Source organism: Streptomyces sp. NPDC037083 (assembly GCF_055606485.1).
In genome coordinates this window covers 1-24204 of record NZ_JBVJSQ010000020.1, presented here as the reverse complement: position 1 = coordinate 24204, position 24204 = coordinate 1, and the positions used below count along the sequence as shown (strand labels likewise).

Annotated in this window: 17 protein-coding genes and 1 pseudogene; 10 read left to right on the top strand and 8 right to left on the bottom strand. The window is 67.6% G+C overall.

Annotation, left to right across the window (positions count from 1 at the left end):
• Positions 1 to 824: 824 nt before the first annotated feature.
• From ACZ7DE_RS37570 to ACZ7DE_RS37560, 3 genes are all read left to right on the top strand, one after another.
• Positions 825 to 2087, top strand: a complete 1263-nt coding sequence (locus ACZ7DE_RS37570; RefSeq protein WP_470768889.1) for a ParA family protein — start codon at positions 825 to 827, stop codon at positions 2085 to 2087.
• Positions 2084 to 3214: a ParB/RepB/Spo0J family partition protein gene (locus tag ACZ7DE_RS37565; RefSeq protein ID WP_470768888.1), complete on the top strand. Its 1131-nt coding sequence runs from the start codon at positions 2084 to 2086 to the stop codon at positions 3212 to 3214. The genes ACZ7DE_RS37570 and ACZ7DE_RS37565 overlap by 4 nt, the downstream gene beginning before the upstream one ends.
• Before the next feature lie 682 nt (positions 3215 to 3896).
• Positions 3897 to 4340 carry a DoxX family protein gene (locus ACZ7DE_RS37560; protein ID WP_470768887.1) on the top strand — a complete coding sequence of 148 codons (444 nt, stop codon included), beginning with the start codon at positions 3897 to 3899 and terminating at the stop codon, positions 4338 to 4340.
• Between the two features lie 73 nt (positions 4341 to 4413).
• On the opposite strand, the pseudogene ACZ7DE_RS37555 reads toward ACZ7DE_RS37560, so the two are convergent.
• From ACZ7DE_RS37555 to ACZ7DE_RS37530, 6 genes and pseudogenes are all read right to left on the bottom strand, one after another.
• Positions 4414 to 5614: pseudogene (locus tag ACZ7DE_RS37555) on the bottom strand (IS3 family transposase).
• Between the two features lie 244 nt (positions 5615 to 5858).
• Positions 5859 to 8399, bottom strand: coding sequence for a tetratricopeptide repeat protein (locus ACZ7DE_RS37550; protein ID WP_470768886.1), 2541 nt, complete (start codon positions 8397 to 8399; stop codon positions 5859 to 5861).
• A 12-nt stretch (positions 8400 to 8411) separates the two neighbouring features.
• Positions 8412 to 8747 (bottom strand): hypothetical protein, encoded by a 336-nt coding sequence (locus ACZ7DE_RS37545; RefSeq protein WP_470768885.1) that lies wholly within the window; start codon positions 8745 to 8747, stop codon positions 8412 to 8414.
• Entirely contained in the window at positions 8744 to 9298 is a 555-nt protein-coding gene (locus ACZ7DE_RS37540; protein WP_470768884.1) for a DUF4158 domain-containing protein, read from the bottom strand. The genes ACZ7DE_RS37545 and ACZ7DE_RS37540 overlap by 4 nt, the downstream gene beginning before the upstream one ends.
• 101 nt (positions 9299 to 9399) lie before the next feature.
• Positions 9400 to 10463 (bottom strand): IS630 family transposase gene (locus ACZ7DE_RS37535; RefSeq protein WP_470768883.1). Its coding sequence is split into 2 segments (ribosomal slippage): positions 9400 to 10017 and positions 10020 to 10463, totalling 1062 coding nucleotides; the frame shifts between segments, so codons are not numbered across the junction.
• A gap of 132 nt (positions 10464 to 10595) precedes the next feature.
• Positions 10596 to 11696 carry a sigma-70 family RNA polymerase sigma factor gene (locus ACZ7DE_RS37530; protein WP_470768882.1) on the bottom strand — a complete coding sequence of 367 codons (1101 nt, stop codon included), beginning with the start codon at positions 11694 to 11696 and terminating at the stop codon, positions 10596 to 10598.
• Between the two features lie 780 nt (positions 11697 to 12476).
• Between ACZ7DE_RS37530 and ACZ7DE_RS37525 the strand changes: the two genes are divergently transcribed.
• Positions 12477 to 13532: a NucA/NucB deoxyribonuclease domain-containing protein gene (locus ACZ7DE_RS37525; protein WP_470768881.1), complete on the top strand. Its 1056-nt coding sequence runs from the start codon at positions 12477 to 12479 to the stop codon at positions 13530 to 13532.
• An 87-nt stretch (positions 13533 to 13619) separates the two neighbouring features.
• Positions 13620 to 14198: a hypothetical protein gene (locus tag ACZ7DE_RS37520; protein ID WP_470768880.1), complete on the top strand. Its 579-nt coding sequence runs from the start codon at positions 13620 to 13622 to the stop codon at positions 14196 to 14198.
• A 439-nt stretch (positions 14199 to 14637) separates the two neighbouring features.
• On the opposite strand, the gene ACZ7DE_RS37515 is transcribed toward ACZ7DE_RS37520, so the two are convergent.
• Positions 14638 to 14850 (bottom strand): cold-shock protein, encoded by a 213-nt coding sequence (locus tag ACZ7DE_RS37515; RefSeq protein ID WP_470768879.1) that lies wholly within the window; start codon positions 14848 to 14850, stop codon positions 14638 to 14640.
• 1086 nt (positions 14851 to 15936) lie between these two features.
• Here ACZ7DE_RS37515 and ACZ7DE_RS37510 point away from each other — a divergent pair.
• From ACZ7DE_RS37510 to ACZ7DE_RS37500, 3 genes are all read left to right on the top strand, one after another.
• The gene (locus ACZ7DE_RS37510; RefSeq protein ID WP_319130275.1) at positions 15937 to 16170 is read left to right on the top strand and encodes a hypothetical protein; all 234 of its coding nucleotides are present in this window, start codon (positions 15937 to 15939) and stop codon (positions 16168 to 16170) included.
• The gene (locus ACZ7DE_RS37505; RefSeq protein WP_470768878.1) at positions 16170 to 16442 is read left to right on the top strand and encodes a hypothetical protein; all 273 of its coding nucleotides are present in this window, start codon (positions 16170 to 16172) and stop codon (positions 16440 to 16442) included. Before ACZ7DE_RS37510 ends, ACZ7DE_RS37505 begins: the two co-directional genes overlap by 1 nt.
• A 752-nt stretch (positions 16443 to 17194) precedes the next feature.
• Positions 17195 to 20254 (top strand): Tn3 family transposase, encoded by a 3060-nt coding sequence (locus ACZ7DE_RS37500; RefSeq protein WP_470768877.1) that lies wholly within the window; start codon positions 17195 to 17197, stop codon positions 20252 to 20254.
• 119 nt (positions 20255 to 20373) lie between these two features.
• Here ACZ7DE_RS37500 and ACZ7DE_RS37495 read toward each other — a convergent pair whose 3' ends face one another.
• Positions 20374 to 21315, bottom strand: a complete 942-nt coding sequence (locus ACZ7DE_RS37495; protein WP_470768876.1) for a LysR family transcriptional regulator — start codon at positions 21313 to 21315, stop codon at positions 20374 to 20376.
• A 104-nt stretch (positions 21316 to 21419) separates the two neighbouring features.
• On the opposite strand from ACZ7DE_RS37495, the gene ACZ7DE_RS37490 reads away from it, so the two are divergent.
• Positions 21420 to 22337 (top strand): EamA family transporter, encoded by a 918-nt coding sequence (locus tag ACZ7DE_RS37490; protein ID WP_470768875.1) that lies wholly within the window; start codon positions 21420 to 21422, stop codon positions 22335 to 22337.
• Positions 22338 to 23245: 908 nt separating this feature from the next.
• Positions 23246 to 24204 (top strand): bifunctional DNA primase/polymerase (locus tag ACZ7DE_RS37485; RefSeq protein WP_470768874.1); only part of this gene is annotated, 959 nt, incomplete at its 3' end.

Below are 24204 nucleotides of genomic sequence, written 5' to 3'. Positions count from 1 at the left end.
TCCAGGTTGGTCGGCAGAATCTGCGCCCTACGCAGCCCAGCCCGACCGATTGAGGTGAGGGTGACGATGTCGTGAGGTCTCAGATTTCGTCCGGCAGATCGGGTGATTACTTAAGATAACTAAATATCCTGTCCCGGTCGACCAGCGTTGACGGACTGGGGGAGGGCCGTGACGAGCGACGCCTCCGCTGCTTTCGAAAGAGGACGGGGGAGGGGGTTCTATGGCGAGTCGTCGGCTGCATGGGGTGTCTGGGGGCAGCGGCGGGGCTGGCTCTCGCGGTGCCTACAGCCATGCTCCTGGGCAGGTTGTGGAACGCCTGCGATGTGGGGGTGAACACCGCGGCCAACGGCGGTTTCCTGCTTTGGCTGTTCATCCCGACCTCTGGGCGGTCTTGCTGCTGGTCTGGGGCGCGATGGGCGCCGTTTGTGGGAGCCGTCCCCTTCTCCACGCTTTGGCCCTGACGGTCGCGCTCCTGGGCGTTGTCTGGTGCGTCATCTCCGTCTTCTGGGAAGGTGCCGCCACTCCTTGATGCCCCGCGGGCGTGCCCCAGTGGTGGCCGAGCTTCGTTCCTCGCCCAGGATTCTGAGAGGGCGCTGCCAGCAGGTCACCGGCCTGAGCCGTAGGCGAACCGGTGTCGCGGTGAGGAACCGGGAAGGCGGTGGGGGAGTGATGGCGAACCCGCGCAGGCCGGCTGGGAGGGGACGGCGCCGGTGGGGGAGTTGATTACGGCGTAATCGCTTGTCGGCCGTGCTCTCACTGCATCAAGTTGGTCTAGGTAACGTGTCGATGCTGCTATTGATCATGGGCGTTAGTATGGTGTCTCCATGAGTTCGCCAGCCACCTCCAGCGACCGCGAGAAGGTCGTCTCCAAACTGCCGGGATGGCTCCGGCAGAACCTCAAGATCAGAACGGCCCAACACGGCGTAGACATCCAAATCGCCGTGGAACAGGGCATCAACGACTGGTGCAGCCTTGCCTCGGCCACCGCACCGGTCGACACCGCCGGAGCCGACTCCTTCTCCACCTTCCTGCCGCCCGGTCACTGGGAAGAGTTCCGACGGGTTGCCGCCGACCGTGGCGTCTCCCTCATCCAAGGCCTCGCCCAGTCCGTCCAACTCTGGCTCGACACCAACCCGGCACCCGACATCGAACGTCCCACCGTCACCCGCCGCATCATCGTCTGCAATCAGAAGGGCGGCGTCGGCAAGACAGCGATCACCGCTGGCGTTGGCGAAGCCCTCGCCGAAGACTCCAACGTCCTGCACTCCGTTCGAGTCGCCAAAGCCCTCGCCAAGGCCCTGCAGGAGAGCGACGCCCACCCGGACGTCGAACCGGCCAGCGACCCGCTCGACATCGAGAACCTGCCCGGACTCGGACTGCGCGTCCTGCTCGTCGACTTCGACCCCCAGTGCCACCTCAGCAACCAACTGGGCGCCGCACCCCTGCCGATGAACGGCGACAGCCTCACCAACCACATGGCAGGCGACCCCAAGGGCGACCTCCGCGACCTCATCGTCTCCATCGATGACAACACCTTCGGCGGACGCCTCCACCTTCTGCCCGCCTGCAACGACGCCTTCCTGCTCGACGTGCGCCTCTCAGCCGTACGGGCCCGCGAAGCCGCCTTGGAACGCGCGCTCGCGCCCCTCGAAGCCGACTACGACGTGATCCTCGTCGACTGCCCGCCCAGTCTCGGCCTCAGCATGGACGCCGCCGCCTACTACGGCCGCCGCCGCGACGGCGAAAAGCCGGGCCAGTCCGGTGCCCTGATCGTGGTGCAGGCAGAGGACAGCTCAGCCGACGCCTACGAACTCCTCACCACACAGATCGACGACCTGCGCGGTGACCTTCAGGTCGACATCGACTACCTCGGCATCGTCGTCAACCTCTACGACTCCCGCCGCGGCTACATCGCCACATCCTCACTGCAGGGATGGGTCGACATAAAGGATCCACGGGTCGTCGGGCTCATCGGCGATCTCAAAGAGCAGAAGGAAGCAGTCCGCATGAAGCAGCCACTGCTGTCGTACGCCCCCAAATCGCAGCAGGCGATCGGCATGCGCGCACTGGCCAGGGAGATCGCATGAGCAAGGCCGACCAGCTCGGCGCCGGCCGATTCGGCGGAGCTGTGCGTCCCGTGAGCGCGCGCCGACAGGCCGTTGCCGCAGCCACAGGAGTGCCCACCGAAGGCATCGCGCCTCCCACGGAACTTCCAGTCGACCGCATCAGCGTCAACCCCGACAACCCACGCTCCTCGCTGGGTGATCTCACCGACCTCGCCGGCAGCCTGGCAACCCACGGGCAGAAGGTGGCCATCACGGTCATGAACCGTGACGCCTACGTCAAGGCCAACCCGGACAAGGAAGCCGACCTCGAGCCGGACACCACCCACATCGTCGTCGACGGCAGCAGCCGCCTCGCTGCGGCTCGCGAAGCAGGCCTCCCCACCATCAAGGTCATGGTCAGCGACGACCAAGGCACCACATCCGAAGAACTCCTGGAGTCCGCCCTCGTCGCCAACATCCACCGCCAAGACCTCAACGAGGTCGACGAAGCCCGCGCCCTCCAACGTCTCCTTGCCATCCACGGAAGCCAAAGAGCACTCGCCAAGCGCCTCCACCGCTCCCAAGGATGGGTCTCTCAACGCCTGGCCCTTCTCAATCTCACCCCCGAGCTGCGAGAACGCATCGGTGATGAACCCATCGACCTGCTGCGTGCGGTCGGTAACAAGCCTGCTGAGGAGCAGGAAGCAGCACTGGAAGAGCTGAAGGCGGATCGTGCCCGCAAGGAAGAAGCGAAGGCGCGCACGCTCAGGCCTCAAAGCCAGCAAGCTGTAACAAGTTCGGAGGCTGGCCCCAGAAACGATCAGGACGGTGATTACGGCGTAATCACTGACACCTCACCGCCCGAGGCCCAGAGCGAGTCCGAGACAGAGCCAGCCACTGGTGGTCGGCCCGTGGTGGTCACACCGACGGCCACAGAAGATGAGCCGCCTGGCCGACCGGGGGAGCCCACGCCATCTGTCCCCGCACAGGCCTCCACGGGTGAAGTGATGACGGCTAGTGCAGGGGAGCAGAAGCCGAAGCGGTTCCCCTACGAGGACGGTGTGTACGCCGCGCAGCACCTGATCTACAAGATGCCACCCGACGAGTTCAACAAGATGCTCGATCTACTGATCAAGCACAGGGACAGCCAGGCCGCCCCCGCCACCTGATCCGAGATCACCGTCACCACAGGGGCAGCCGCCAGGAGTTGCTGGCAGCGCGCGAGGGCCGGGCCCGCATCATGGGGCTCCGGCCCTTCGTTGTGTGCCTACCGTTCAGTGGGGCCTCAATCCCGCGTGGGCAGCCTCGTCCGTGCAGGGTGATTACGCCGTAATCACCAGCAGGGCCGATGCGACGGCCGGACACAAGATGTCGGCGGTGGGGGAGTGGTTCATCGCAAGTGGGCCCTCGCGTATGCACGACAAAGCTAGAAGCGCCGGCAGTTGGCGGGCTTGATGGGTGCGCTGATGGCTTGCAGGACGGGTCGCACACGCCTCGCGGAGCTAGAAGAGGCCGGTGCGTACGTGCTGCGTGAAGTTCTCGAGGGATCGGCAAGGCACGGCTGCCGGAACACACGGCGGCCCAGGGCTGCGACAGGGCGCTGACGAAGCCGGCGGGCGTCGAAGCCCAGCAAGGCACACGCTCCCACCCCGATGAACCGGCTCGGCCACAGCGCTGGCCGGCTGAACCGGAGCGGGAGCGGCCGGTGGGGAACATCTGCCGGAGGGGGGCACTGGTACAGCGGGCGCGGATGGCTTGCGCTGGAGGGCCGATGAGTTCTGGGGCGACGCCTGGTCTACAGCTGTGACTGCAGCACGTACGGCTCATGACCCCGCAGCACAGGAGAACCAAATGTCCGAGACCACCGCCCCCGTCGCCTCCGGCGCTTCCTCCCTCGCCTCCGCCGTCCGCGGTCGCCGTGCTCGGTTCGCCCTGCGCACCGTGCAGGTGCTGCTCGCCCTCTTCTACGGCATCGCCAGCGCCCTGCCCAAGCTGATCGCGAACTCCTACGCCGTCGACTCCTTCGAGCGGATCGGCTGGGGCAGCACCGGCATGTACGTCATCGGCGCGCTCGAACTCGTCGGCGGGGTGGCCCTGTTGATCCCAGCGCTGCAGTCAGTGGCCGCGGTCGCGCTGAGCGCGCTGATGGTCGGCGCGTTCGTCGTCCAGATGACCGTCTTCGGCGGCGAGAACGCGGCGACCCCGCTGATCCTCATCGTGCCGCTCGTCTTGATCGCCTGGGCGCGCAGGGACTCCATCAAGGATCTGCTGAAGCTTGTACGACGACGGGTCTGAGTTCCCACGGAAGAGGTGGCATCCGCAGGGTGATTACGGCGTAGGGCCTTGACCCCGGATCCTGGACACGGGGTTATGCGGCTGGGGTCAGCGTAGTTGGTGTTGTTCGGGACGCTGCTTCGTAGGCGATCGGGTTGCGGTGTCCGAGGTGGGAGTGACGGCGTCGGGTGTTGTAGCGGTGCAACCAGCCGAACGCATCGAGGCGGGCCTCGCGCTCGCTGGACAGTGCTTGCGGCCCTGGAGCGTCTCGCGTTTGAACGTCGCGTTGAAGGACTCGGCGGGTGCGTTGTCCGCGCTGGAGCCGATCACGCTCATCGACTGGCGGACGCCGGCCTGGCGGCAGGCTTCGGCGAAGGCCCGGCTGGTGTACTGGGCTCCGTGGTCGGTGTGCATGACCGCTCCGGCGAGGCTGCCGCCGGTGCGTTCGGCGGCGGCCAGGGCGTCGGTGACAAGGTCGGTGCGCATGTGGTCCTCGATCGCCCAGCCGGCCAGACGGCGCGAGGCGAGGTCGATGACGGTGGCCAGGTAGAGGAACTTCCCGCCCTCCAGCGGGAGATAAGTGATGTCGCCGACGTACTTCGTGTTCGGCTCACTCGCGGTGAAGTCGCGGCCGATCAGGTCCGGAGCCTTCGCCGCGGCCGGGTCCGCGATCGTGGTGCGGTGCCTGCGCCGCAGCCGCACCCCGGCCAGGCCGATGCTCCGCATCACCCGGGCGATCCGCTTGTGATTGATGCGCTCGCCCGTCTCGCGGAGTTCCGCGGTGATCCTCGGGACGCCGTAGGTGCCGCCCGACTCGAGGTGCACGGCCCGTATCCGGGCGGCGAGGCGGCCGTCGGCCGCCCGTCGGGCAGTCCGATCTTCGGCGGTCCGGCGGCAGTAGTAGAAGCTGGAGCGGGCGATGCCCAGGATGCTGCACAGCCGCTTCACGCCGTGGCGGCGCTGGTGGTCGGCAACGAACTGGAAGCGGTTCACCAGCGTGTCTCCCCGGCGAAATACTTGGCCGCCTTGCGCAGGATCTCGCGTTCCTCCTCCAGCTCACGGACCTTCTTGCGCAGAGCGGCGTTCTCCGCCTCCAGCGGCGTGGGCGGCTCGGTGGGTGCCTCTGCCCGGCGGCCCCGCGGCCGGCTCGCGCCAACTGCCCGGACCCAGTTGCGCAGGGTCTCGGGATTGATCCCCAGATCTGCGGCAACCTGCCGGATCGTCGCCTCGGGCCGCGACCGGTACAGCGCGACCGCGTCCGCCTTGAACTCCGGCGGATAGTTCTTCATGACCACGAGATGTCCGTTCTCAGATCCTCAGGATCCAGTGTCTCGTGTGTCCAAAATCAGGGGTCAAGGCCCCCATGCCTCGCCTTGCGGAAGGACGTAGCGGACCGCGCCTCGACGCGGGGGTTGAGCCAAGGGCCTACGACCGCCGTCCCAGGGAGAGTCGGGGCGGCCGGCGAGCCTGCTGAAGTGCTTTGTCGGTGAAGACGCGTTACATCGCCGGCTTGCGGACATGCGGTGATGATCTTGGCGCTCATGAACGATCGTTTTCGTCCGCTCTTTGAAGATAGCGGCGAAAGGAGCGAGACAGAGAGCTGGCGCTCTGGCGGACTTGGCCCAACCAGGAGGCTGAATTGTTGGGGCGCTCGGGGGGTCGGGATGTCGGGGTGCTGGGGTGGTCCGCGCTGAGTTGCCGCTCACGGTGAGCGAACAGTTCTGCGAGCGCGAAGGCGTACAGCTCGTCGGCAGTTTCGGCCGCATCCCCCACCCCCTGCAGGTGAGATCGGACGTACACGGTGTTGGGGTGGTTCGATCCCAGCACCCGCACCAGATCGGGCAGTAGTTCAGCAAAGGCGACCGCTGCTCCGGCCGCATCGCCCGTTCTTTCTTGCCAGATGGCGATATCAGCCCGGGTGGTGAGGGTGTCGGGGTGATCCGCGCCCAGAACTAGCTGGCGCAGCGGCAGCAGTTTAGTCAGTGCGGCCGCGGCGCCGGCCGCGTCCCCGGCCATGCCTTGCCAGTGGGCGAGGTTATGCCGGGTGGTGAGGGTGTCAGGGTGCACTGCGCCCAGTACCCGCTCCCGCAGGGGGATCAGTTCTGCGAAGGCAGCCGCAGCAGCAGCCGCATCACCAGACTCTCCGATCGCGGCAGCCAGGTTGTTGCGGCTGGTGAGAACGTCGGGATGCTCTGGGCTTAGAAGCTGCTGCTGGAGCGCCAGGAGTTCTTCGGCGGCGGCCGCGGCACCGATTGCATCGCCCGCCTGCCCTTGCCAGTGGACGAGGTTGTTTCGGGTGATGAGGGTCTCGGGGTCGTTTGGGCCCCGTACCCGTTGCTGGTCGGTTACCAGTTCGCTGAAGAGGCGGGCCGCTTCGGCTGGGTGTCCTGCATAACCCACCCAGGCACTGAGGTTGTTGCGGGCCGTGAGGGTGTCGGGATGGTCTGGGCCCAGCCGTTGAAGGGCGAGTTCGGTCAGGTGAGCGAAGTGGTTCATGGCGGCACTGGCCTGGCCCATTTTCCCGAGACTGTTGCCGGTGCAGAACAGGACGCTGTGGATGCCGGGCTCGTACAAGGCGTCTTCGGCGTAGTGGGTGAGAGTGCCGGTGTTGGCACGCAGGGCTTGGACCAGGAGGATGTCGGATTCGACGCCGGGCCAGGCGGCAACGAGAGCATCTGCGGCGGCGCGCGCGACGTCGTCGTACTCGTCGGGGGCGAGCGGGTCGCGCATGGCGCGTTGGATGAGTTGGTGGACGCGTACGGCCTGGTGCGGGGTATCCGGGGTGTGGTCGATGAGGCTCAGACGATGCAGGGCTCCTAGCGCGTCGGTTGCGTCCTCGGCGGTGATAGAGGGGGGTTTCTGGGCGTGGGCGTCAGCGTCTGGTTCCCTCCGGCGGGCCGTGAGGTGGGCGAGGACGGGATTGCTGGTCAGGGCCTGGTGGGGGATGCCGTTGGGATCGAGCATCGCGGCGAGCTGAAGCATGGGCTTGGCCAGGCCGACGGGGCGGAGCTGATCGGCGCGGTCCAGGGACAGGGACCAGGCGGCGGCCACGGCGGCGGCCTGGTCGTCGGGCAGAGCACTGGGCTCGGGCAGGAGCTGGGCCAGTTTCCTTTTTCGGTCGGTCACGTGGCGGCGATAAGTGACGCAGGCAAGGCGGGTGTCGACGATGTAGGCGGCGGCCTGGGAGAGGGCCAGGGGGAGGTGCCCGAAGTCAGATGCCAGGGCGGTGAGCTGGTCGGCGGGCTCCTGGCGGCCGTGCGCGGCGAGGAAGGCGGTGAGGTAGGAGGCGGCTTCGGCCTCGGTGAACAAGCCGACGTCGATCAGACGGCGGCTTTCTCCGGTGAGGGCGGCGTCGCGGCGGCGCGTGGTTGCCAGGGTGCGGCCATGCGGGCCGGCAGGTGGCCACAGCAGGCGAAGATCGGCGGGATCGGCGACGTCGTCCAGGACGATCAGCCACCGGCACGGCTCGGCTTGAGGCTTGGGCGTAAGCCATGCGAGGAAGGACTCTGCAGCTTGCTCCGGGTCAGCAGGGTCGGCCCGGCACAGCTCGACGCCGGCTTGGGCGTATGCGGTCACGATGGCGGTGCGGGTGCTCGACGTGATCCACACCAGTACGTCCAGCTCGCCGGACTCCCAGGCGGTGTGTGCGTAGTCGGCGGCGAGCTGCGTCTTGCCCACCCCTCCCATCCCGGTCAGGACCTGGCACGGCACCGCCGTACCCCCGCTCTCCACCGCGGTCCGCAGCCGCTTCACCTCGGCACGGTTCCGGAAGGACTGTGCCCGGGGTGGGATGACGCCGACCTGGTGTGGCCACGGGGCCGGTTCCTGGGGAGCGCGCTGCTGCAACGTCACTGTGTGGACGTAGCCAGTGATGGCCGTTGCGCCGTTGGTGGCGATCGCGGGCGCGGTGTCGGACACGCACACCGAGCCTCCGGGTGTGTCGCCGGTTCCCGGGTCAGGCCCGCGGTAGCCGGTCACGGCCGTCCCGTTGTCGGAGGCCGCGGCGTTGCCAGTGCCCGTCACGGTTACGGACGGCTCGGGATCCTCGTCCCGTGCCTTGCGTGATGGTGCTTTCGCCACGGGCGCGGGTCCCTAGCTCGTGTAGTCGATGCCGGAAACGGAGTTCTCGCCGCTGGCCTCTCCGGTGTTCTTGACGGTGGCTGAGCCTCGCCCCCTACCGCCGGGCCGCCTGATGCCGGTAACGCCGCCGCCGATGGCCTTCCCGGTCCGGGTGGCCCGGTCCGCGGGACCGACACTGGAGGGCTGCTGGAACAGGGCGCAGACCAGGGCCGCAATGCCGACGGCGGCCTGAATGGAGGCCCCGGCCAGTTCACCCGAATCGGGACTATGCAGCAGCCAGATCAGCGGCGTGGAGAGGATTCCAACCGCCGCTAGCACAATGACCGCGGTCTTCCACCCCTGCGTCATGCCCGTTTTCCTCCTGCTTGCGTCTTGACGGGCCACCCGACCGGGGTCCCGTCCGCTTCACACGCCTCTACCACCCGACGTTTGGGACACAGAACGCACCCAGCGTCACAGTGGTTGCGCTGTACCTCACGCGGGAGCAGCATCGCCGACAGTGCGCAAGGCCAGCAGCCGTCCTTGTCCGAGCTGGAAGGCTCCGGAACTCCCGGCTGGAACTGGCACTGCTCCTTGATCTTCCTTGCGTGCTCGTACGGCATCCTGCGCCGCTCCGAGTACCACTTCACACAGGAGGCATCCTCGAGGCCGAGCTGCCCAGCCAGGTCATCTACGACCTTCCACGGCGTCGCCAACGGATTATCGAGGAACCTGCCGATATAGCGGACCTTGCCGATCTGCACCGCCGTACTCAAGCGGTGCCCGCCCGACCGAAACAGCGTAATCACGTCCCGGTCCGCGTCATCCAGGAAGAACCCTTCCAGCTCGGGACGCGTGGCCACCTGAGTGAAAATCCCATGCGCCTCCGCCTGTTCGTCAGAAGAAAAGTCCACCGGCACAGGCCAACCGTAGCCAGCTCCGGGAGCTTCCCGGCATGTCTTCCTCGAACTCCTGCGGAGACCTCAGTCAACGTGCTACTGACCTTGAATGCGTGATGTCGTCATGGTGGCTGGCGTCGGAGGCCGGTGCCGGTGAGGCAGCCGTCGAGGACGTCGGGGCGGTACTGGAGCTGGCGTAGGCCGCGTCGGACGGCGGTGATCAGGTCGGCGGGGTCGGTGAAAGCGCGGTTGGCTGTGGTGGTGCGTCGCAGGACGGACCAGATGCCTTCGACTGGGTTGAGGTCGGGTGCGTAGGGCGGCAGTTGGAAGACGGTGAGCCAGTCGCGGTCGGTGATGTAGCGGCGCATGCCGGCAGTCAGGTGGGTGTTGAGATTGTCCCAGACCAGCACGATCGGGCCGCCGAGCTGCTGGTGGGCGGACTGGATCAGGTCGCGGTAGTCCTTCCAGGAGAAGCTCTTGCGCCCGCCGGGCCGGGCGTCTGGGCAGGGCCGGTAGATCAGCCGCGAGGACTCGCCGGCCTTGTAGCAGGCCAGGGCGGCCACCGATAAGCGGCGGCGGGAGCGGCCCCGCACGCGGATCACCGGGGTGTGGCCGCGGCGGGACCAGGTGCGGGTGGTCGGCGGCGTCATCGAGAATCCGGCCTCGTCCTCGAAGACGAGCCAGGCGCCGAGCGCCGCCACGGTCCTTCCACGTGGGGCCAGGTCTCCTTCATCCAGCCGGCCACCGCCGCCTCGTCTCGCTCGATGGCACGGCGGGCGGGAACCTGGCAGGTCCAGCCGTGCCGTCTGAGCAGTGCGGCGACACCCTGGACTGTGTAGCTCTTGTGGAACCGTCGCCCGATCACGGTCTTGATCCGCGACAGCGTCCAGGTCTGGTCCGGCCAGCCAGGCGCGACCGGGCCCTTGAGTAGTTCCCGCTCGAGGGCGGCGAAGAGTTCATCGCTGAGCAGTGGCAGCGACGCCGGCCCTTTCGAGGCCAGGGCTTTCGGCCCGTTCTGAGACCAAGCCTTGCGCCACCGCTGTACCGACCGGACGCTGACCCGCAGGTCGTGAGCGATGACCGCGTTCTCGTCACCCTGCCGGAACCGCTCGGCCGCCTCCAACCGCAACTTCTCGCGGAAGGCCCGCCGTTCGTCGGTCAGCCCGCCCCCTTGCGCATACCTCATGCACTTGGCGTACCGCAGGGATCATGGACCGTCAGCCCTACCGACACCACGCTTTGAAGGTCAGTAACCGACCCGGCCACCTGCGAACACACAGTGTGGCCGGAGCGGTCCGAAAACCACTCCGTCCTCCGGCTACCATCGGGCATGCCGACGCTCGGCTGAAGGAGTAGTCCGTGGGCCCCTCGTCCTCGCGCTGGACCGTTCTCTTGCGTCCCAGCAGGTCTGGTGCCAGTGCCATCGATCATCCCCGCCGGAGTGCTTGAGCCCTACCACCACGTGCGCAACGCCGGCGAGGATCGCTTGGGTGCAGCCGGGGCAGCGGTACGTCTTTTTGGCCTCACTTCCCGCCACTTGCCGTACGGTCCAGTCCCTGCCCTGCCAGACAACCAACGATTCCTCGGGACCCGGCTCGGTGCTTGGCTCGGGACCCGGCTCGGTGCTTGGCTCGGGACCCGGCTTGGTGCCTGGCTCGGCGGCTCGCCTGCCGCGAAGCCGACTCATCAGCCGCAAGTACTGCCGATTCAGCAACGTGTACGCCAACCACGTCAGCGATCCGCCGACCAGGACGACCACGACGGTCTCCGGCCACCCCCAGCGAGCCACCCAGCGTTCCATTGGCTCCGCCATGTGACCGGTCGCGGCGGGGTCAATGGGCAGGGTGCCAGTCCGCACCCATACCGCGGTGAAGGCGGCGAACACCACTGCCAGAACAGCCCCCAAAGTCGCCCGCAGTGCTTTGACACCGCGGTAGACGTGGGTGGCAACGGTCCCGGGCGTCGTCTCCAACACTTCGGCCGTCTCCGCCTGGGTCAGTCCCAGCGCCTTGTTGCACCACACTGACCTGCGCTGCTGGGGAGGCAGAGCAGTAAGCGCCTCGTCGAGGTCCAGGCGTAGGTCGGCCGCGGCACAGGGGTCGGTGGCGACAGCGGCCGTCTCCAACTGCACGTCCGCGTCCAGAGATGCGTACCCCTGGCCGCTGCGGTATCGCCGCGCCGCGTGCCCCGCCTCATGCTGAATGGCCTTGAAGACGTAGGGGCGCAGCCGCTCGATTGGCTTGGAATGGGCCAACACGCTCATGAGGGCGTTGTGCACGACGTCCTCGGGATCCGCCCACGAGGGCGGAACCCCTAAGGTGCGCAGCCGGTTGCTGGCGCGGCCAACCATCTGCCCGCGCCACTCGGCGACCAGCAGCCCGAGCTTCTCGGCACGCTGAACCCCTTGCTGTTCATCCACGCCGCCCCCGCTTCCTTGTGCGCCCCCGGCGCGTGTGCACGTCCGACTCCCGTTCTGCGCGCACGAGGTCTGCCTTCGCCGCGGCTCGGATGCGGAAGGCGATGCTCTCGAGCACGCTGCTCAGCCCTGGCGCGAACAACAGCACTAGATACACGGCGACGCCCACGCCAGTCATCTCCACCGAATGACACCCCAATCCGCGGCCTCAAGCGCCTCACCGTGAAGCAACGGCCGTTCACATCCCCACAGCCATCCGAACCCCGGATTCTTGACACGACGGCCAAGATTCCTTGGCGCGGGAGTCGAGGCTCCTGCGAGCAGCCTGCTCAGTACGGACAGAAGGCGATTTCGCTGACCGTGACCGTGACCCAGCACGAGTTTGGTTCGCCGCAATCCGGAGATCGCCGAGAAGTCGTACTGCACCCTCGGACTGCGGAGGTGGAAGGCGATCGGGGCTTCGGGACGCCGTTCCACCGGGTCGACGTCGTTCGTCGACCGAGCTCTCATACCCCTCTGATCGATGGGGAGCCCGAAGGAGCGGTCAGGCCTGCGTGCAAAGGAGGCCCAGGCATCGCACGCCCATCTGGTCCGGAGACGTGCACCTCAGCTGGGCAAATTCCGACCGTTAGGGTGCGACAGCAGATCATCTATGCATGAAACAGAGCAAAACGCTGTGCGCTCTTTGTGCTTCCTGTGGTTCGATGACGTCAACGCGCGGCGGGGGCAAGCGAGTTGACCATCGGTGTCCCTGTCGTATGTGACCAACACCGGGGGTACAACTTGAAACTGAGAAACCTGTTCGCTACGGGGGCTGCAGGCCTGGGACTGCTGGTGACGGCGGCTGCGCCGTCCGCCATAGCAGACCCACAGAGCACCCAGGAACTGCGCGTCACCGTCAGCTCACCGACCGCCAGCGCAGCCAGGGCTCAGACGGGCGCGCAAGTCAGCCCGGCCGCAGCCGCGACCTGCACGATCAACCGCATCACGATCAACCGCTTCAGCGAATGCGAGTGGGTCACCGTCCACGTCGACGTCATCCAGGTCGTCAATGGGCGCCCGGTCCTCAAGGGCACCGCGGACTTCAACGTCAAGCACCAGATGACCCTGAAGACCAACTCCGCGAACTGGAGCGAGAAGTTGGCGGTCTCCAAGGCGACGACCACCGGCCAGGGCCGCGGCGTCCACGTCAACGTCGCCGCCAAGTCCGGCGGCGGCACGAAGGCGACCGTGAGCTTCCCGCAGGGCCACACCCTCGACAGCGCCGCGAGCGGCACCGTCGGCTACAAGACCACCATTGCCCCGAAGAAGATCCTCGCCAAGGCGAAGACCACCTACACGTACACCTTCACGAAGCCCGGCTACAGCCCCGGCAAGGTCTCCTACGCCTCGGCCGTCTACCGCTGCGACAACTACTACGGCAGCACCCGCACCAACCGCTCCGGCTGCGCCATCCCCGAGGTTCCCACCGGGGTGAGCATGGTCGGACTGGCCCGCATCGACGAGGGCATCCGCAACCTGCGAGCCCGCGGCGGCCACTACGGTGACCCCAATGGCGGCAAGCCCCTGCACTGGATGATCAACAAGACCGTTGAGGGCCAGCACAGGGCCGCGGTCTGCCCGCGCACTGCGCCGGCGGACATGCAGCGCGCCGGCCGCACCTCGTGCGACGAATACCCCTTCGCCTCCACCTACGAAGGCGGCACCACCCTGCCCGCCGCCCAGCGGGAGATCACCTGGGTCAAGGTCCAGGAGAACAAGTCCCAGGGCGGACGCATCACCGCCTGGCGCGGCCAGATGCACGTCATGGACCACGACCCGTTCTACGTCATCGCCTGAGCCCCGTTACACTCCCGCCAGCCAGCGCGCCCCTTTCCCACGTCACCCGGGAGAGGGGCGCCCGGCCGTTTCCAAGGAGGCAAACGCATGCTGGTACGCACGTCCTCGTTCACCGTCGAACTCGGCGAAAACGGCTACCTCATCGGCTTCACCGACGACTACGAATACCCGGCCGAAATGCCCTTCGGATGGCGCTGCGGCCCGGCCACCGACGCAGGCGCCGTCGTCATGACCACCACCGACACCGGCCCCCTCCAGCTGACCGTCGAGGTCCACGACGCTCCGCCGCCCCCGGAAACCGGCGGCGCCTGGGAACCGGCAGAGGAAATGAGCCTGCACACCGACCTGCCCACCCTGTGCCTGGCAACCTTGGAACAGGGCGACATCCTCGACGCCTGGCCACCAGACGAGACCCCCCTCGCCATCCCGCCTTCCCCGCACAGCGGCGAATGGGTGCGCATGCGCCTGTACTGCCACGCCGACGACCCCGAACCCGGCATCGGCGACCACGGCGAACACCACCTCATCCAGCTCTGGCGCGCACCCCGGACACCCCCCGAGCACCCAGAGATCACCGACGCAGACCGGCAGGCCCGCGCCGAATACGCCGCCGACCGGGCCACGCCGGTAGACGACTTCACCATCACCTATCCCGACCTGACATAAAGGGAGAGGGACGAACAGCGAGTGGCCTTGGGAAAGTGATCGTGGCCCGTCACGAACGACCTTGCAGCCGTCGATGAGGGCTGGCACGAATGCGCCCCGAGTCGTTCACTGAGACTTCCTAGCGTCAGCAGTACAGCGACGTGCGGCGTGACGACCGGGTGCTGCTCGACTCCAGGCAGGACGCCCACGCTGTGCGAGAGGCAGGCCGACCGCCGTGCCCAGCGCCAAGCGGTGGCGGCCGCCATCGACGCAGCGGGTTGTGCCTACTCTGCGCGCCCCGCAGGAGCGTCCCCGCGCCCGTCCAGGTCACCACGCGGTTTCGCCGTGGTCGGGCCGCTGACATCCCCGTTGTGACCATGCGGCAACATCGCCTGCTGATGCACGGCCCAGCAGCCAATTCAGCTCCGGGCCGGTAGCAGACGCTTCCCTGATCACGGCCTCAGCCCTCCGCGATGACCTCGTCCGCCTGCATGCCCTTCTGGCCCTGCACGGCGATGAAGGACACCTTCTGGCCTTCCTTGAGCCCCTTGAAACCGCTCCCCTGGATCGCCCTGAAGTGAACGAAGAGGTCCGGACCGCTTTCGGGGGTGATGAAGCCGAACCCCTTCTCGTCGTTGAACCACTTCACGGTGCCGGACTGCCGCTCCGCCATATCCACTCCTCGAATCACATGCTCGGGCTGGACGTGCAGGACGCCCAATGAGGCTGATCATTCCCGATGGCGGGGACGATCCTGAACATCCTCGGCCTTGTCGCGAGAAGTCATCGGCCAGGCGATCAAACTCACCTGGCAAACGGTCAAGATCCCCTGTCGAAGGTCAACCCGGGTGGTGTCACGCTGACAGAGCGTGAGCGTGACACCACCCGTCACGCTCCCCAGAAAAGCGTCACGCCGCCTCGAATATGTTCCTTTTATGTCCGCTTCCCGGGGTCTGTGAGCCCCTCCAAGGCGGGATTCGAGGGCAGAGCGTGACATTTTTGATCACGCCTCCCGCGCACTCGTGAGCAGTACGAAACGTAGTCATGCCCGCGGACACCGCCGCTTCTGGCGACCGCACCAAGATCCCCTCTGGGCGTTCATGTGGTGAGCAAGCGCAACGTCAAGCCCGCCGGGCTCAAGCGGCGGGTGCTCTCGGTGGACTCCAGCGAAGGATCGAGATAAACAAAGCGTCCCGGATCGCGGCCACCACGATCCTCACCCCCGGTGCCCTGGGCGGATCGGCGTACAGCGCCTCAGCCCTCGCCCCCAGCGCGGGCCCTGTCCCGATTCTCGGCGGCCTGGTCGGCTCGCAGTTTCCGCCTTCCCTGCCGGGCGTAAACCCTGACGGCTCGCCCACCGGCGGCGCGCTGTACCAACTCACTGAACCGGTCAAGCTCGGGGTGGCGCCCGTGTTCGGCGCGCTCCAGGGCATGAACATCGATGTCGGAAGACTCCTCGGGTAAATCCTGGCCGCACGCCTCCAGGTCGGGCCCGGCGTCCCGGCCTGAACAGTCCGGCCGACCTGTTTCATCTGTGTCATCGACCCCCCGTTTCCCCAGGTGGGCACACTCATCTGTGTCACTGGTCAGCTGATCTGTGTCATCGCGCGGGCGGACCAGGGCCCCAGCAACCGCCCCGAAACCTGGGTCCCTGGGTCCCGCACCTTCGTACGGCCGGGTTCGTCCGGAGTGGTCCCCACGGGCCGGGGCGGCCGATACCGTTGAAGCAGACGCCAGTTCCGCCCTCCTGGAGCCCTCGATGAGCGAACAGCCGGCCCCCGCCGACCACGCCCGCCAGCAGCTGGAGCCCGCGGCCGCCGACGCGGTCCGCGCGTACGCGGCCAGGACCCGTGAGAACGCCGACCAGTTCGCCGCCGTCCTCGAGGACATCGCCGCCAACGGGCTGCCCTCGGTGGAGGACTGCACGCCATGGGAGGAGCTGCGCGAGGCCCACCTCGCCCGCCTCGCCGCACAGCGCCCGGCCGTCGCCTGATGCCCCCGCAGCAGGGCCCACGCCGCGCCCGTATCGCCTTCTCCGACTCCGCCGCCAAGCAGCTGGAGAACATCACCAGCGAGGCGGACATCCACGCCCTCGACCGCGCCCTGGTCGTCATCTCCGTCGACCCAGAGGCCGGCGAGCGGCTCCCCGGCGAAACCGCCGGCCCCCAGCTGCGCCAGTACACCGACGAAGTCGAAGCCGTCCGCGTCCTGTACTTCGTCACCGCGCTGCGCACCGTGGTGGTCGTCGCGTACATCGAGGTCTAGCCGCCGAAAGAGCCCAATGTGCCGTCCGACCAGCTCACTGCCGGCCGACAGCTCACCGGTGTCCGCCGGGTGCTGGACTGCCCCGCCACGGCGACCCCGCTCCGGCAGGGCTCCGCCGCCGCGCCGGCGGAGCCGCCCGACTGGCTCGCGCTCCTGTGTCCCACCCACTCCGGTGCCATGCCCAGGGGGCCGGGCACCGCCGCCGACACTGACGGACTACGCCGGCCCTGCGGATCCGTCCTGACTACCGGTCGGCCGAGCAGCTGCTCCAGTCGCACGCCGCCCTGTGGCCTACGCCTCTGACCGGGGGATCCGAAGACGTACGCCAGGGCCTGGCCCGACGTCCTGGATCAGGCCGACCTCGTACTGCGCGCCCGTCTGGACGACCGTCGGAGACGAGACTCTGCACAGCCTCGCGATGATGCTCGAGATGGCCTCCCGGAACGCAGCCGAGGGCAACCTGTACCAAGCGACCGTTCCTGACAGCCCTATCTCCGGTGCGGGGGCTGCTGCGGATGGTGCCGACGCAGCCGAGTGGTGTGTGGGCTGCAGAGGTCGTAAGCGGCAGCGGTTGCAGTGTCCGCGCCACGCCTTGCGGGGCTCCGGAGGAGATACGCGCGAAACGGGCCACTTGGACACTCTCTGCCACCTCAGACTGCGGAGTGTATTCACCGCAGGGTGACGATCCGTAATGATCGTAGGTGCGGGGCTCGGGTAGTGTGCTGTCGATCATGTGATTGGCCGGTGTGGTTGTGGCGTCGGTGGAGCGGACGGCGTATCCGCGGTTTAAGCGGATCATCTCCGAACGCGAGCTGGCGCAGTTCTTCACCCCTGACGAGGTTGAGATCGCGTGGGCGGCGAAGCGGACCCATGACCGTCCGGAATCGCTCCTCACACTGCTGGTGTTGCTGAAGTCCTGTGCCAGGCTGGGCTACTTCCCGGGCTTGGATGAGGTTCCGGCGCCGGTCATCGCCCGTGTCTGTGCCGCGGCCGCTCTGCCGGAGGACGTCACCCCGGTGGTCGAAGAGCGGACCGCGAAACGCTACCGCTCCTGGATCCGGGAGTACCTGGGCCTGGTGCACGACCCGGTCCGTGCCCGTGGGATCGCCGCTGCCGCGATGGAAGAGGCGGCGTCGGTTCGTGCCTCGGTGGTGGACCTGGTGAACGTCGCGCTGGAGGAGATCGTCCGCGCGGGTCTGGAGCTGCCGGGCTTCTCGACATTGGACCGGATGGCGGCCTCGGTCAAGACACGGGTGGAGGGCGAGATCTGCACCCGGATCGCCGAGCGGGTGGGCGTGGCCAGGCCCCGGCTGGCAGGGCTGCTGGTCGTGCCGGACGGTGAGCGCCGCAGTCCGTTCGATGTGATCAAGGAGCCCGGGCGGCGGGCGACGTGGTCGAGGTATCGGCTGCACGGCGAGCGTGTCGACCTCGTCGATGGCTTCGGCGATGCTGCGAGCTGGGTGGAGGGTGTCGCTGCAGCCAAGGTCAGCGCGTTCGCGGAGCAGGCCCGGGTCTTATCGGTCGGCGAGATGCTGGACGTCTCCGAGCCGCGGCGGACCGCGTTGCTCGCCTGCACGGTGGCCAAGGCCAGGGCGCGGGTGCGCGATGAGTTCGTGGTGATGCTGTCCAAGCGCATGGCCCGGCACGCCAAGCGGGCCCAGGAAGAGCTAGCGGATCTGGAGCAGCGTCACAAGGCCTCCACAGAGCAGCTCCTGATCGCCTACAGGGACGTGCTGACGGCGCTCAAGGAGCACATCGTCGACGAGGATGCCAGCCAGAGCGGTCAAGGCAGTCTGGGTGATGTTCTGGTGGTAAAGCGCGTCCGTGAGGTGGTGGAGGGCAGTGGCGGCTTCGAGGCTCAGCTTGCGGAGATCGAGGCGTTGGCGGCGTATCGGGGTGGGAACTGGACACCGCTGGTGGAGCGCTTCTTCCGCCCTGATCGGCCGACGATGTTCAAGCTCGCCCGGACCCTCACCTTCGTGCCCACATCTCGGGACCGCAGTGTGCTGGACGCCCTGGAGCACGCCGTCGCCCACCGGCATCTGACCCGTGAGCTGATCCCCGACGCCGTCCTTGCCGCCGTGCCGTCGGCCGACGGTGGGGATCCTGCGCGGTCGCGGGTGCTGGACTTGTCGTTCGCCTCACAGCAGTGGCGCACGACGGTGTATGCGAAGGACCAGCCAGGGATGCTGGTGCGCCGGCACTTCGAGGCCATGGTCTTTACCTACCTGGTCGAAGAGCTCCGCTGCGGGGACATCGCGGTGGCCGGTGCCGAGGACTTCGGCGACTGGACGACGATGCTCCTGCCGTGGGACCGGGTGGAGGCGCAGATATCGCAGTTCTGCGAGCAGGCCGGCATCCCCCACACCGCCGACGGCTTCGTAGAGAACCTCAGACAGCAGCTCACAAGAGTCGCGGAAGAGGTGGACGCCGGGTATCCGGACAATGCCGACCTGACGATCGACCCGGTGACAGGGGTGCCCTCGCTGAAGCAGCGCGCCGGCCGCGAGCGCACGGCCTCCGCCGAGGCGCTGGAGGCGGAGCTGGATCAGCGGCTTCCGGTGCGCGGTATTCTGGAGCACCTCGCCCGGGCGGCGCACTGGGCCGGCTGGTGGCACCGCCTTGGCCCCCTGTCGGGGTCGGACCCGAAGCTGAAGAACCCGCTGGCGCGCTACGTGGTTACCGCGTTCACCTATGGCTCCGGCCTCGGGGCAGCGCAAGCCGCCCGGCACATCCGCACGGTCTCCGCGCACGAGCTGGCCGCGATCGCCAAACGTCACTGCACACCGAAGAACCTGGCCCGGGCCGGCGCTGACGTGGTGGATGCCCATCTCGACCTGGACCTGGTTCGGGCGTGGGGTGACGGGTCAGTGGCCGCGGTGGACGGCACGATGATGGACGCGGCCATCGACAACCTGCTCGCCGAGACCTCGATCCGGTACGGAGGATACGGCGGCATCGCCCACCATTTGGTCGCCGATACCTACGTCGCGCTCTTCTCACGATTCGTGCCCTGCGGCGTCTGGGAAGCCGTCTACCTCATCGACTCCCTCCTGCAGAACCAGTCGTCTGCCCGCCCGGAGCAGGTCCACGCCGATACGCAGGGCCAGTCGTTCCCTGTCTTCGGGCTCGCACACCTGCTGGGGATCGATCTTCTGCCCAGGATCCGCAACTTCCAGGACCTCACCTTCCATCGTCCCGACCCGACGGTGCGCTACCGGCACATCGACCAGCTGTTCTCCATCGACCCTCGTACCGCGATCGACTGGGACCTTCTGCGCCGCCACTGGCCCGACCTCATGCAGGTCCCGCTCTCAGTTAAACAGGGCACCGTCTCCTCGGTGACCCTGCTGCGCAGGCTGAACAACCGGTCCCGGAAGAACCAGATCTACCAGGCATTCCGTGAGGTCGGGCGCGCTGTCCGTACGGCCGTGCTGCTGCGCTACCTGTCCGACCCGGCGCTGCGCGAGCAGATCCAGCGGGCCACGAACAAGGCCGAGGCCTACAACGGGTTCACCAAGTGGCTCCACTTCGGCAACGCTGGCTGGCTCAACAGCCGCGACCCCGAACTGCAGGACAAGGCAGTGAAATTCCTCGACCTTGTCGCCGCCAGCGTGATCTTCTCCACCACCATCGACATGACCTGGGCCCTGCGACAGATGGGCCGCGAGGGCTGGACCCTGAATGCGAGCGATCTGGCGGTACTCAGTCCCTACCGGCGCGAGAACGTGCTCCGCTTCGGCGACTACACCACCGACCAACTCCACGTACCCCCGCCTGCCTACAACCCCACCCTCCAAACCACCGGTTGAGGCAAGCTTCCGCTGGCTGCCCCAAACCGGGATATTGCAGATGTTCCTGAAACCGGCGTATTGCGTCGTTAGTCTTCGACAGTGGGGGCGTTTGCTGCGAGCATCGACGCGAGGGTCGTTCAATCCTCGCAAGGGATCCGAGCCGCCTGACGACTCGGCCGTGCCGCCCTGGGCCAGTGCTCCTGCAGGGTGCGGACGGTCTCAGCGATCGCGGGGCGCTGGGCTGCCGTGGTGCGCCACAGCGCGTACAGCCGCCGTACCGGCGTCGGGTCGAGCGCAACCTCCACCACGTCGGCGGGCAGTGGGCCGCGCCCGAGGCGTGGGATGAGGCAGATGCCGAGACCGGCGGCAACGAGCGCCACCAAGGTCGGATTCTCGTCCGCCTGGTGAACGATCTCCGGCTCCTGCCCGGCCGTCCGCAGGGTCCGCACCAGCCATTCGTGACACACCCGGCCCGGCGGCTGGCACACCCACCGCTCACCGCCGAGGTCCTCGCGCCGCACCGAATCCCGCTCTGCAAACCGATGCTCCTGCGGCACCAGCAGCGTGCACTGGTCATCCCCGATCACCGCCTGCTCCACCCCCGGCGGCAGCGGCAGCGGCGCGATGTCCCAGTCATGAACCACGCTCATGTCGACCGCGCCCTTGGCGACCATGCCGACAGACAGATGCGGGTCAACCTCGCTGAGCCGTACTTCCATCGCCGGATGCCGTGCGGCCAGGTCAGCGAGGGCCTCGGGCAGCAGTCCGCGCGCCGCCGACGCGAAGGCGGCGATGGTGAGCCGCCCGGCCGGTTTCCCGCGCCGCTGCTCCAACTCGGTCTCCGCCCGCTCCACGATGGCCAGCAATTTCTCTGCGACGGCGACGAGCTGATGCGCCTCGGGGGTCAGCCGGACGCCGCGCCCCTCACGCTCGAGCAGCACAGTCCCGGTCTCCCGCTCCAGCTTGGCGATCTGCTGGGACACCGCAGAGGGCGTGAAGCCCAAGGCGGAGGCGGCGGCACCGACGCTGCCGTGCACGGAGACGGCGTGCAGAGCGCGCAGCCGCTGAAGGTCAAGCATGAAAGTCTCCCGTCACGAACGGAGCAATCGATTAGCGTCGCTTCATTCAACCATGCAGCAATCATCGCTGGTGCTTCATGGTCTGTGGGTGTGATCCTCGGCCCATGCGCCCTGCACACCTCGCCCTCGCCGTCCTCGTCGCCGCCGTCTGGGGTATCAACTTCACCGTCATCGAGATCGGCCTCGACCACTTCCCGCCCCTGCTCTTCTCCGCCCTGCGGTTCCTCGCAGTTGCGTTTCCTGTGGTGTTTTTGGTGGGCCGCCCTAAGGTCGCGTGGAAGTGGATCGTGGCCGTGGGGCTGATCCTGGGCGTGGCCATGTTCGGGCTGCTGTTCGTGGCAATGGACACCGGGATGCCGGCTGGTCTGTCCTCCTTGGTCCTGCAGACACAGGCGGTGTTCACGGCCATGATCGCCTTTGCCGTCCTGGGGGAACGCCCCTCGTGGCTGAGCGCGCTGGGTATGGCGGTTGCCCTGGCCGGGATCGCCGTTGCGGCGGTGGACGAGGGTGCGTCCGGCCCGCTCGGGGCGTTTGCCTTGTGCATCGCAGCGGCTGCCTGCTGGGGCGCCTCCAACGTCCTGACCCGCAAGGCGGCCCCGCCGGACGCGCTGAACTTCATGGTCTGGGTAAGCACGGTCCCGGTACTGCCGCTGCTGGCCCTGTCCCTCTTGATTGAGGGTCCATCGCGCGACCTGGCGGCGCTGCGCACCCTCGACTGGCAAGGCGCGAGCACGGTCCTATACGTCGCCTGGATCACGACCGTCTTCGGCTTCGGCGCCTGGGGCTGGCTGCTGCGCCGCCACCCGGCATCCACGGTGGCCCCCTTCTCCCTCCTCGTCCCGGTCTTCGGAATGTCATCGGCGGCACTCTTCCTGGGCGAACCGGTGAGCGGGCTGCGCTGGTGCGCGGCGGTCCTGCTGGTCGGCGGCGTGGCCCTGACCTCGCTCGCTCCCCGGCCCCCGGCACCCGTGACCCACCCCGGGGATGCCACAGCAGCGGAGGCGGCCGTTGGCCGATCGTGAGAGGCGAAGGGCGGAACCGAATCCCTCGAAGCAAGGATCGAAAGCGGAGCGACATCGCCCGTCCTGCAGAACCCCCAGAAGGCATCACTATAAGTAACCGCCGGTCGAGCCGAGTCCCCTTGACTACAGGCCAAGGGTCTTGGGAGGAGATACGCGCGGTAGCGCCGTATCTCCTCCCAAGACCTTGCGGACTGGCCAGCATGGGACCGTGGCGGTAGCGCAGGCCAGCACCCTCCAGTAGCTGCACGGCGTTTGCTTCTGTCTTTTGGTGCTTGTGACGGTGTGCAGTGGATGGGGCCGGCCGGTGATCCTCGTGGTCACTGGGGTGGTGTCGGGTGTAACGAACCGCGTCTGGCGAACCGCCGACCGGGGCGCTGCTCAGGAGGAGCGACCGAAGCGACTCACTGGCGGAGTCGCCTTGCCGGCGTGCGAAGGCGGGCTTGTTGTCGGAGGCTCAGTCGCTTCAGTCGCTTGGGTCGCTGCTGGACGCAGCGAGCAGCGACTGAAGCCCAGCTACTCAGCGGGCTTTCGGTCGCTGCTCTGGAACGGCCCAAAAAGTGCAGGTCACAGGCTTGATCGAGAGTTCTTTAGCGACTGAAGCGACTCAAGTTCGGGTATATGAAGACATTCATGTGTGCGCGTGTGCGTCATATATAGGAAGCTTCAGTCGCTTCAGTCGCTGTTCTGAGTTCTACCGGCTTTTGACCTGGTGGTTTCGCGCTCAGACTGGCAGCGACTGAGGGGTGCTCGGTCGCTGCCCTCCCCGTTTGGTCGCTGCATGAGCCAGCGGATGGCCCCATCGACGCGGCACCTGTGTTCCTTTTTGCATGTGCTCCATGACCTCACCGGCAACGTTCGCTACGCTGTGTCCGTCGTTGAGTCGCTTCGGTCGCTGATGGGGGGTGCGAATGCCCGCTGAGCTGCGTTTTCCTAACAGCGACTCACGGCAGCCGGCCCCTGAGCCTTCAGTCGCTGCCTCCCTCGCCACAGCCAACTGGTGCGCACGCCGCGGCTGGCCCGTCCACCCCCTCGCCGCCGGCCGCAAGACCCCGGCTGCCAACTGCCAGGACTGCCGCACGGCTCCGCACCCGCCTGCCGAATGCCCCTGCCTTCCCGCAGAACGCTGGTGCCACGGCTTTCACGCCGCCACCCTCGACCAGCGCCGCATCGCCAAGTGGTGGGGCACCCACCCGGAATTCGGCGTCGGCGTCGCGTGCGGCCCCGCCAGTCTGGTCGTCATCGACATCGACGCCCATCCCACCCGCCCTCCCGGCCGGGACCGGATTCTGCCCGGCATCCCGATCGCCGACCACGTCGATCTCACTGGCCTGGCCAACGGCTTCCACACACTCGCCGTACTGGCCGCACTGCGCGGTCAGCCCAGCCCCGCCGACGACAACACCACCCTGCGCGTCCGTACCCCTTCAGGCGGCTTGCACGTTTGGTACCGAGCCGCAGACAACCGCCGCTGGCACTGCTCGGCCGGCTCCAGCCAAGGCCGCGCCCTTGCCTGGCAGGTCGACGTACGGGCCCACGGCGGCTACATCGTCGCCCCCGGCACCACGACCCGCGACGGCACATACACCCCCGTGGATGCCGTTCGCGAGCCGGCCGTCCTGCCGACCTGGCTCGCACAGGAACTCGAACGTACCGGTCACCTGCCGGCCCCCAGCGTTCCCGCTCCCCGACCCGTCCCGCCGCGCGCCCAGCAGGCCGTCCTCGCCGCGGGAGGCGACCGCGACCGTACTCAGCGCATGCTCGCCTCCGTCCTGGCCCCGATTGAGGCCTGCGGCCAGGTCTCCGAGGGCGCCGGATTCTCCGACACTCTCAACCGTGCGGCCTACACCCTCGGCGGCCTCGTTGCAGC

Excerpts from the sequence above, each read along its gene's own strand:
- ACZ7DE_RS37570 (WP_470768889.1), top strand. The coding sequence starts at position 825 with ATGAGTTCGCCAGCCACCTCCAGCGACCGCGAGAAGGTCGTCTCCAAA.
- ACZ7DE_RS37565 (WP_470768888.1), top strand. The coding sequence starts at position 2,084 with ATGAGCAAGGCCGACCAGCTCGGCGCCGGCCGATTCGGCGGAGCTGTG.
- ACZ7DE_RS37560 (WP_470768887.1), top strand. The coding sequence starts at position 3,897 with ATGTCCGAGACCACCGCCCCCGTCGCCTCCGGCGCTTCCTCCCTCGCC.
- ACZ7DE_RS37545 (WP_470768885.1), bottom strand. The coding sequence starts at position 8,747 with ATGACGCAGGGGTGGAAGACCGCGGTCATTGTGCTAGCGGCGGTTGGA.
- ACZ7DE_RS37520 (WP_470768880.1), top strand. The coding sequence starts at position 13,620 with ATGCTGGTACGCACGTCCTCGTTCACCGTCGAACTCGGCGAAAACGGC.
- ACZ7DE_RS37515 (WP_470768879.1), bottom strand. The coding sequence starts at position 14,850 with ATGGCGGAGCGGCAGTCCGGCACCGTGAAGTGGTTCAACGACGAGAAG.
- ACZ7DE_RS37510 (WP_319130275.1), top strand. The coding sequence starts at position 15,937 with ATGAGCGAACAGCCGGCCCCCGCCGACCACGCCCGCCAGCAGCTGGAG.
- ACZ7DE_RS37505 (WP_470768878.1), top strand. The coding sequence starts at position 16,170 with ATGCCCCCGCAGCAGGGCCCACGCCGCGCCCGTATCGCCTTCTCCGAC.
- ACZ7DE_RS37495 (WP_470768876.1), bottom strand. The coding sequence starts at position 21,315 with ATGCTTGACCTTCAGCGGCTGCGCGCTCTGCACGCCGTCTCCGTGCAC.
- ACZ7DE_RS37490 (WP_470768875.1), top strand. The coding sequence starts at position 21,420 with ATGCGCCCTGCACACCTCGCCCTCGCCGTCCTCGTCGCCGCCGTCTGG.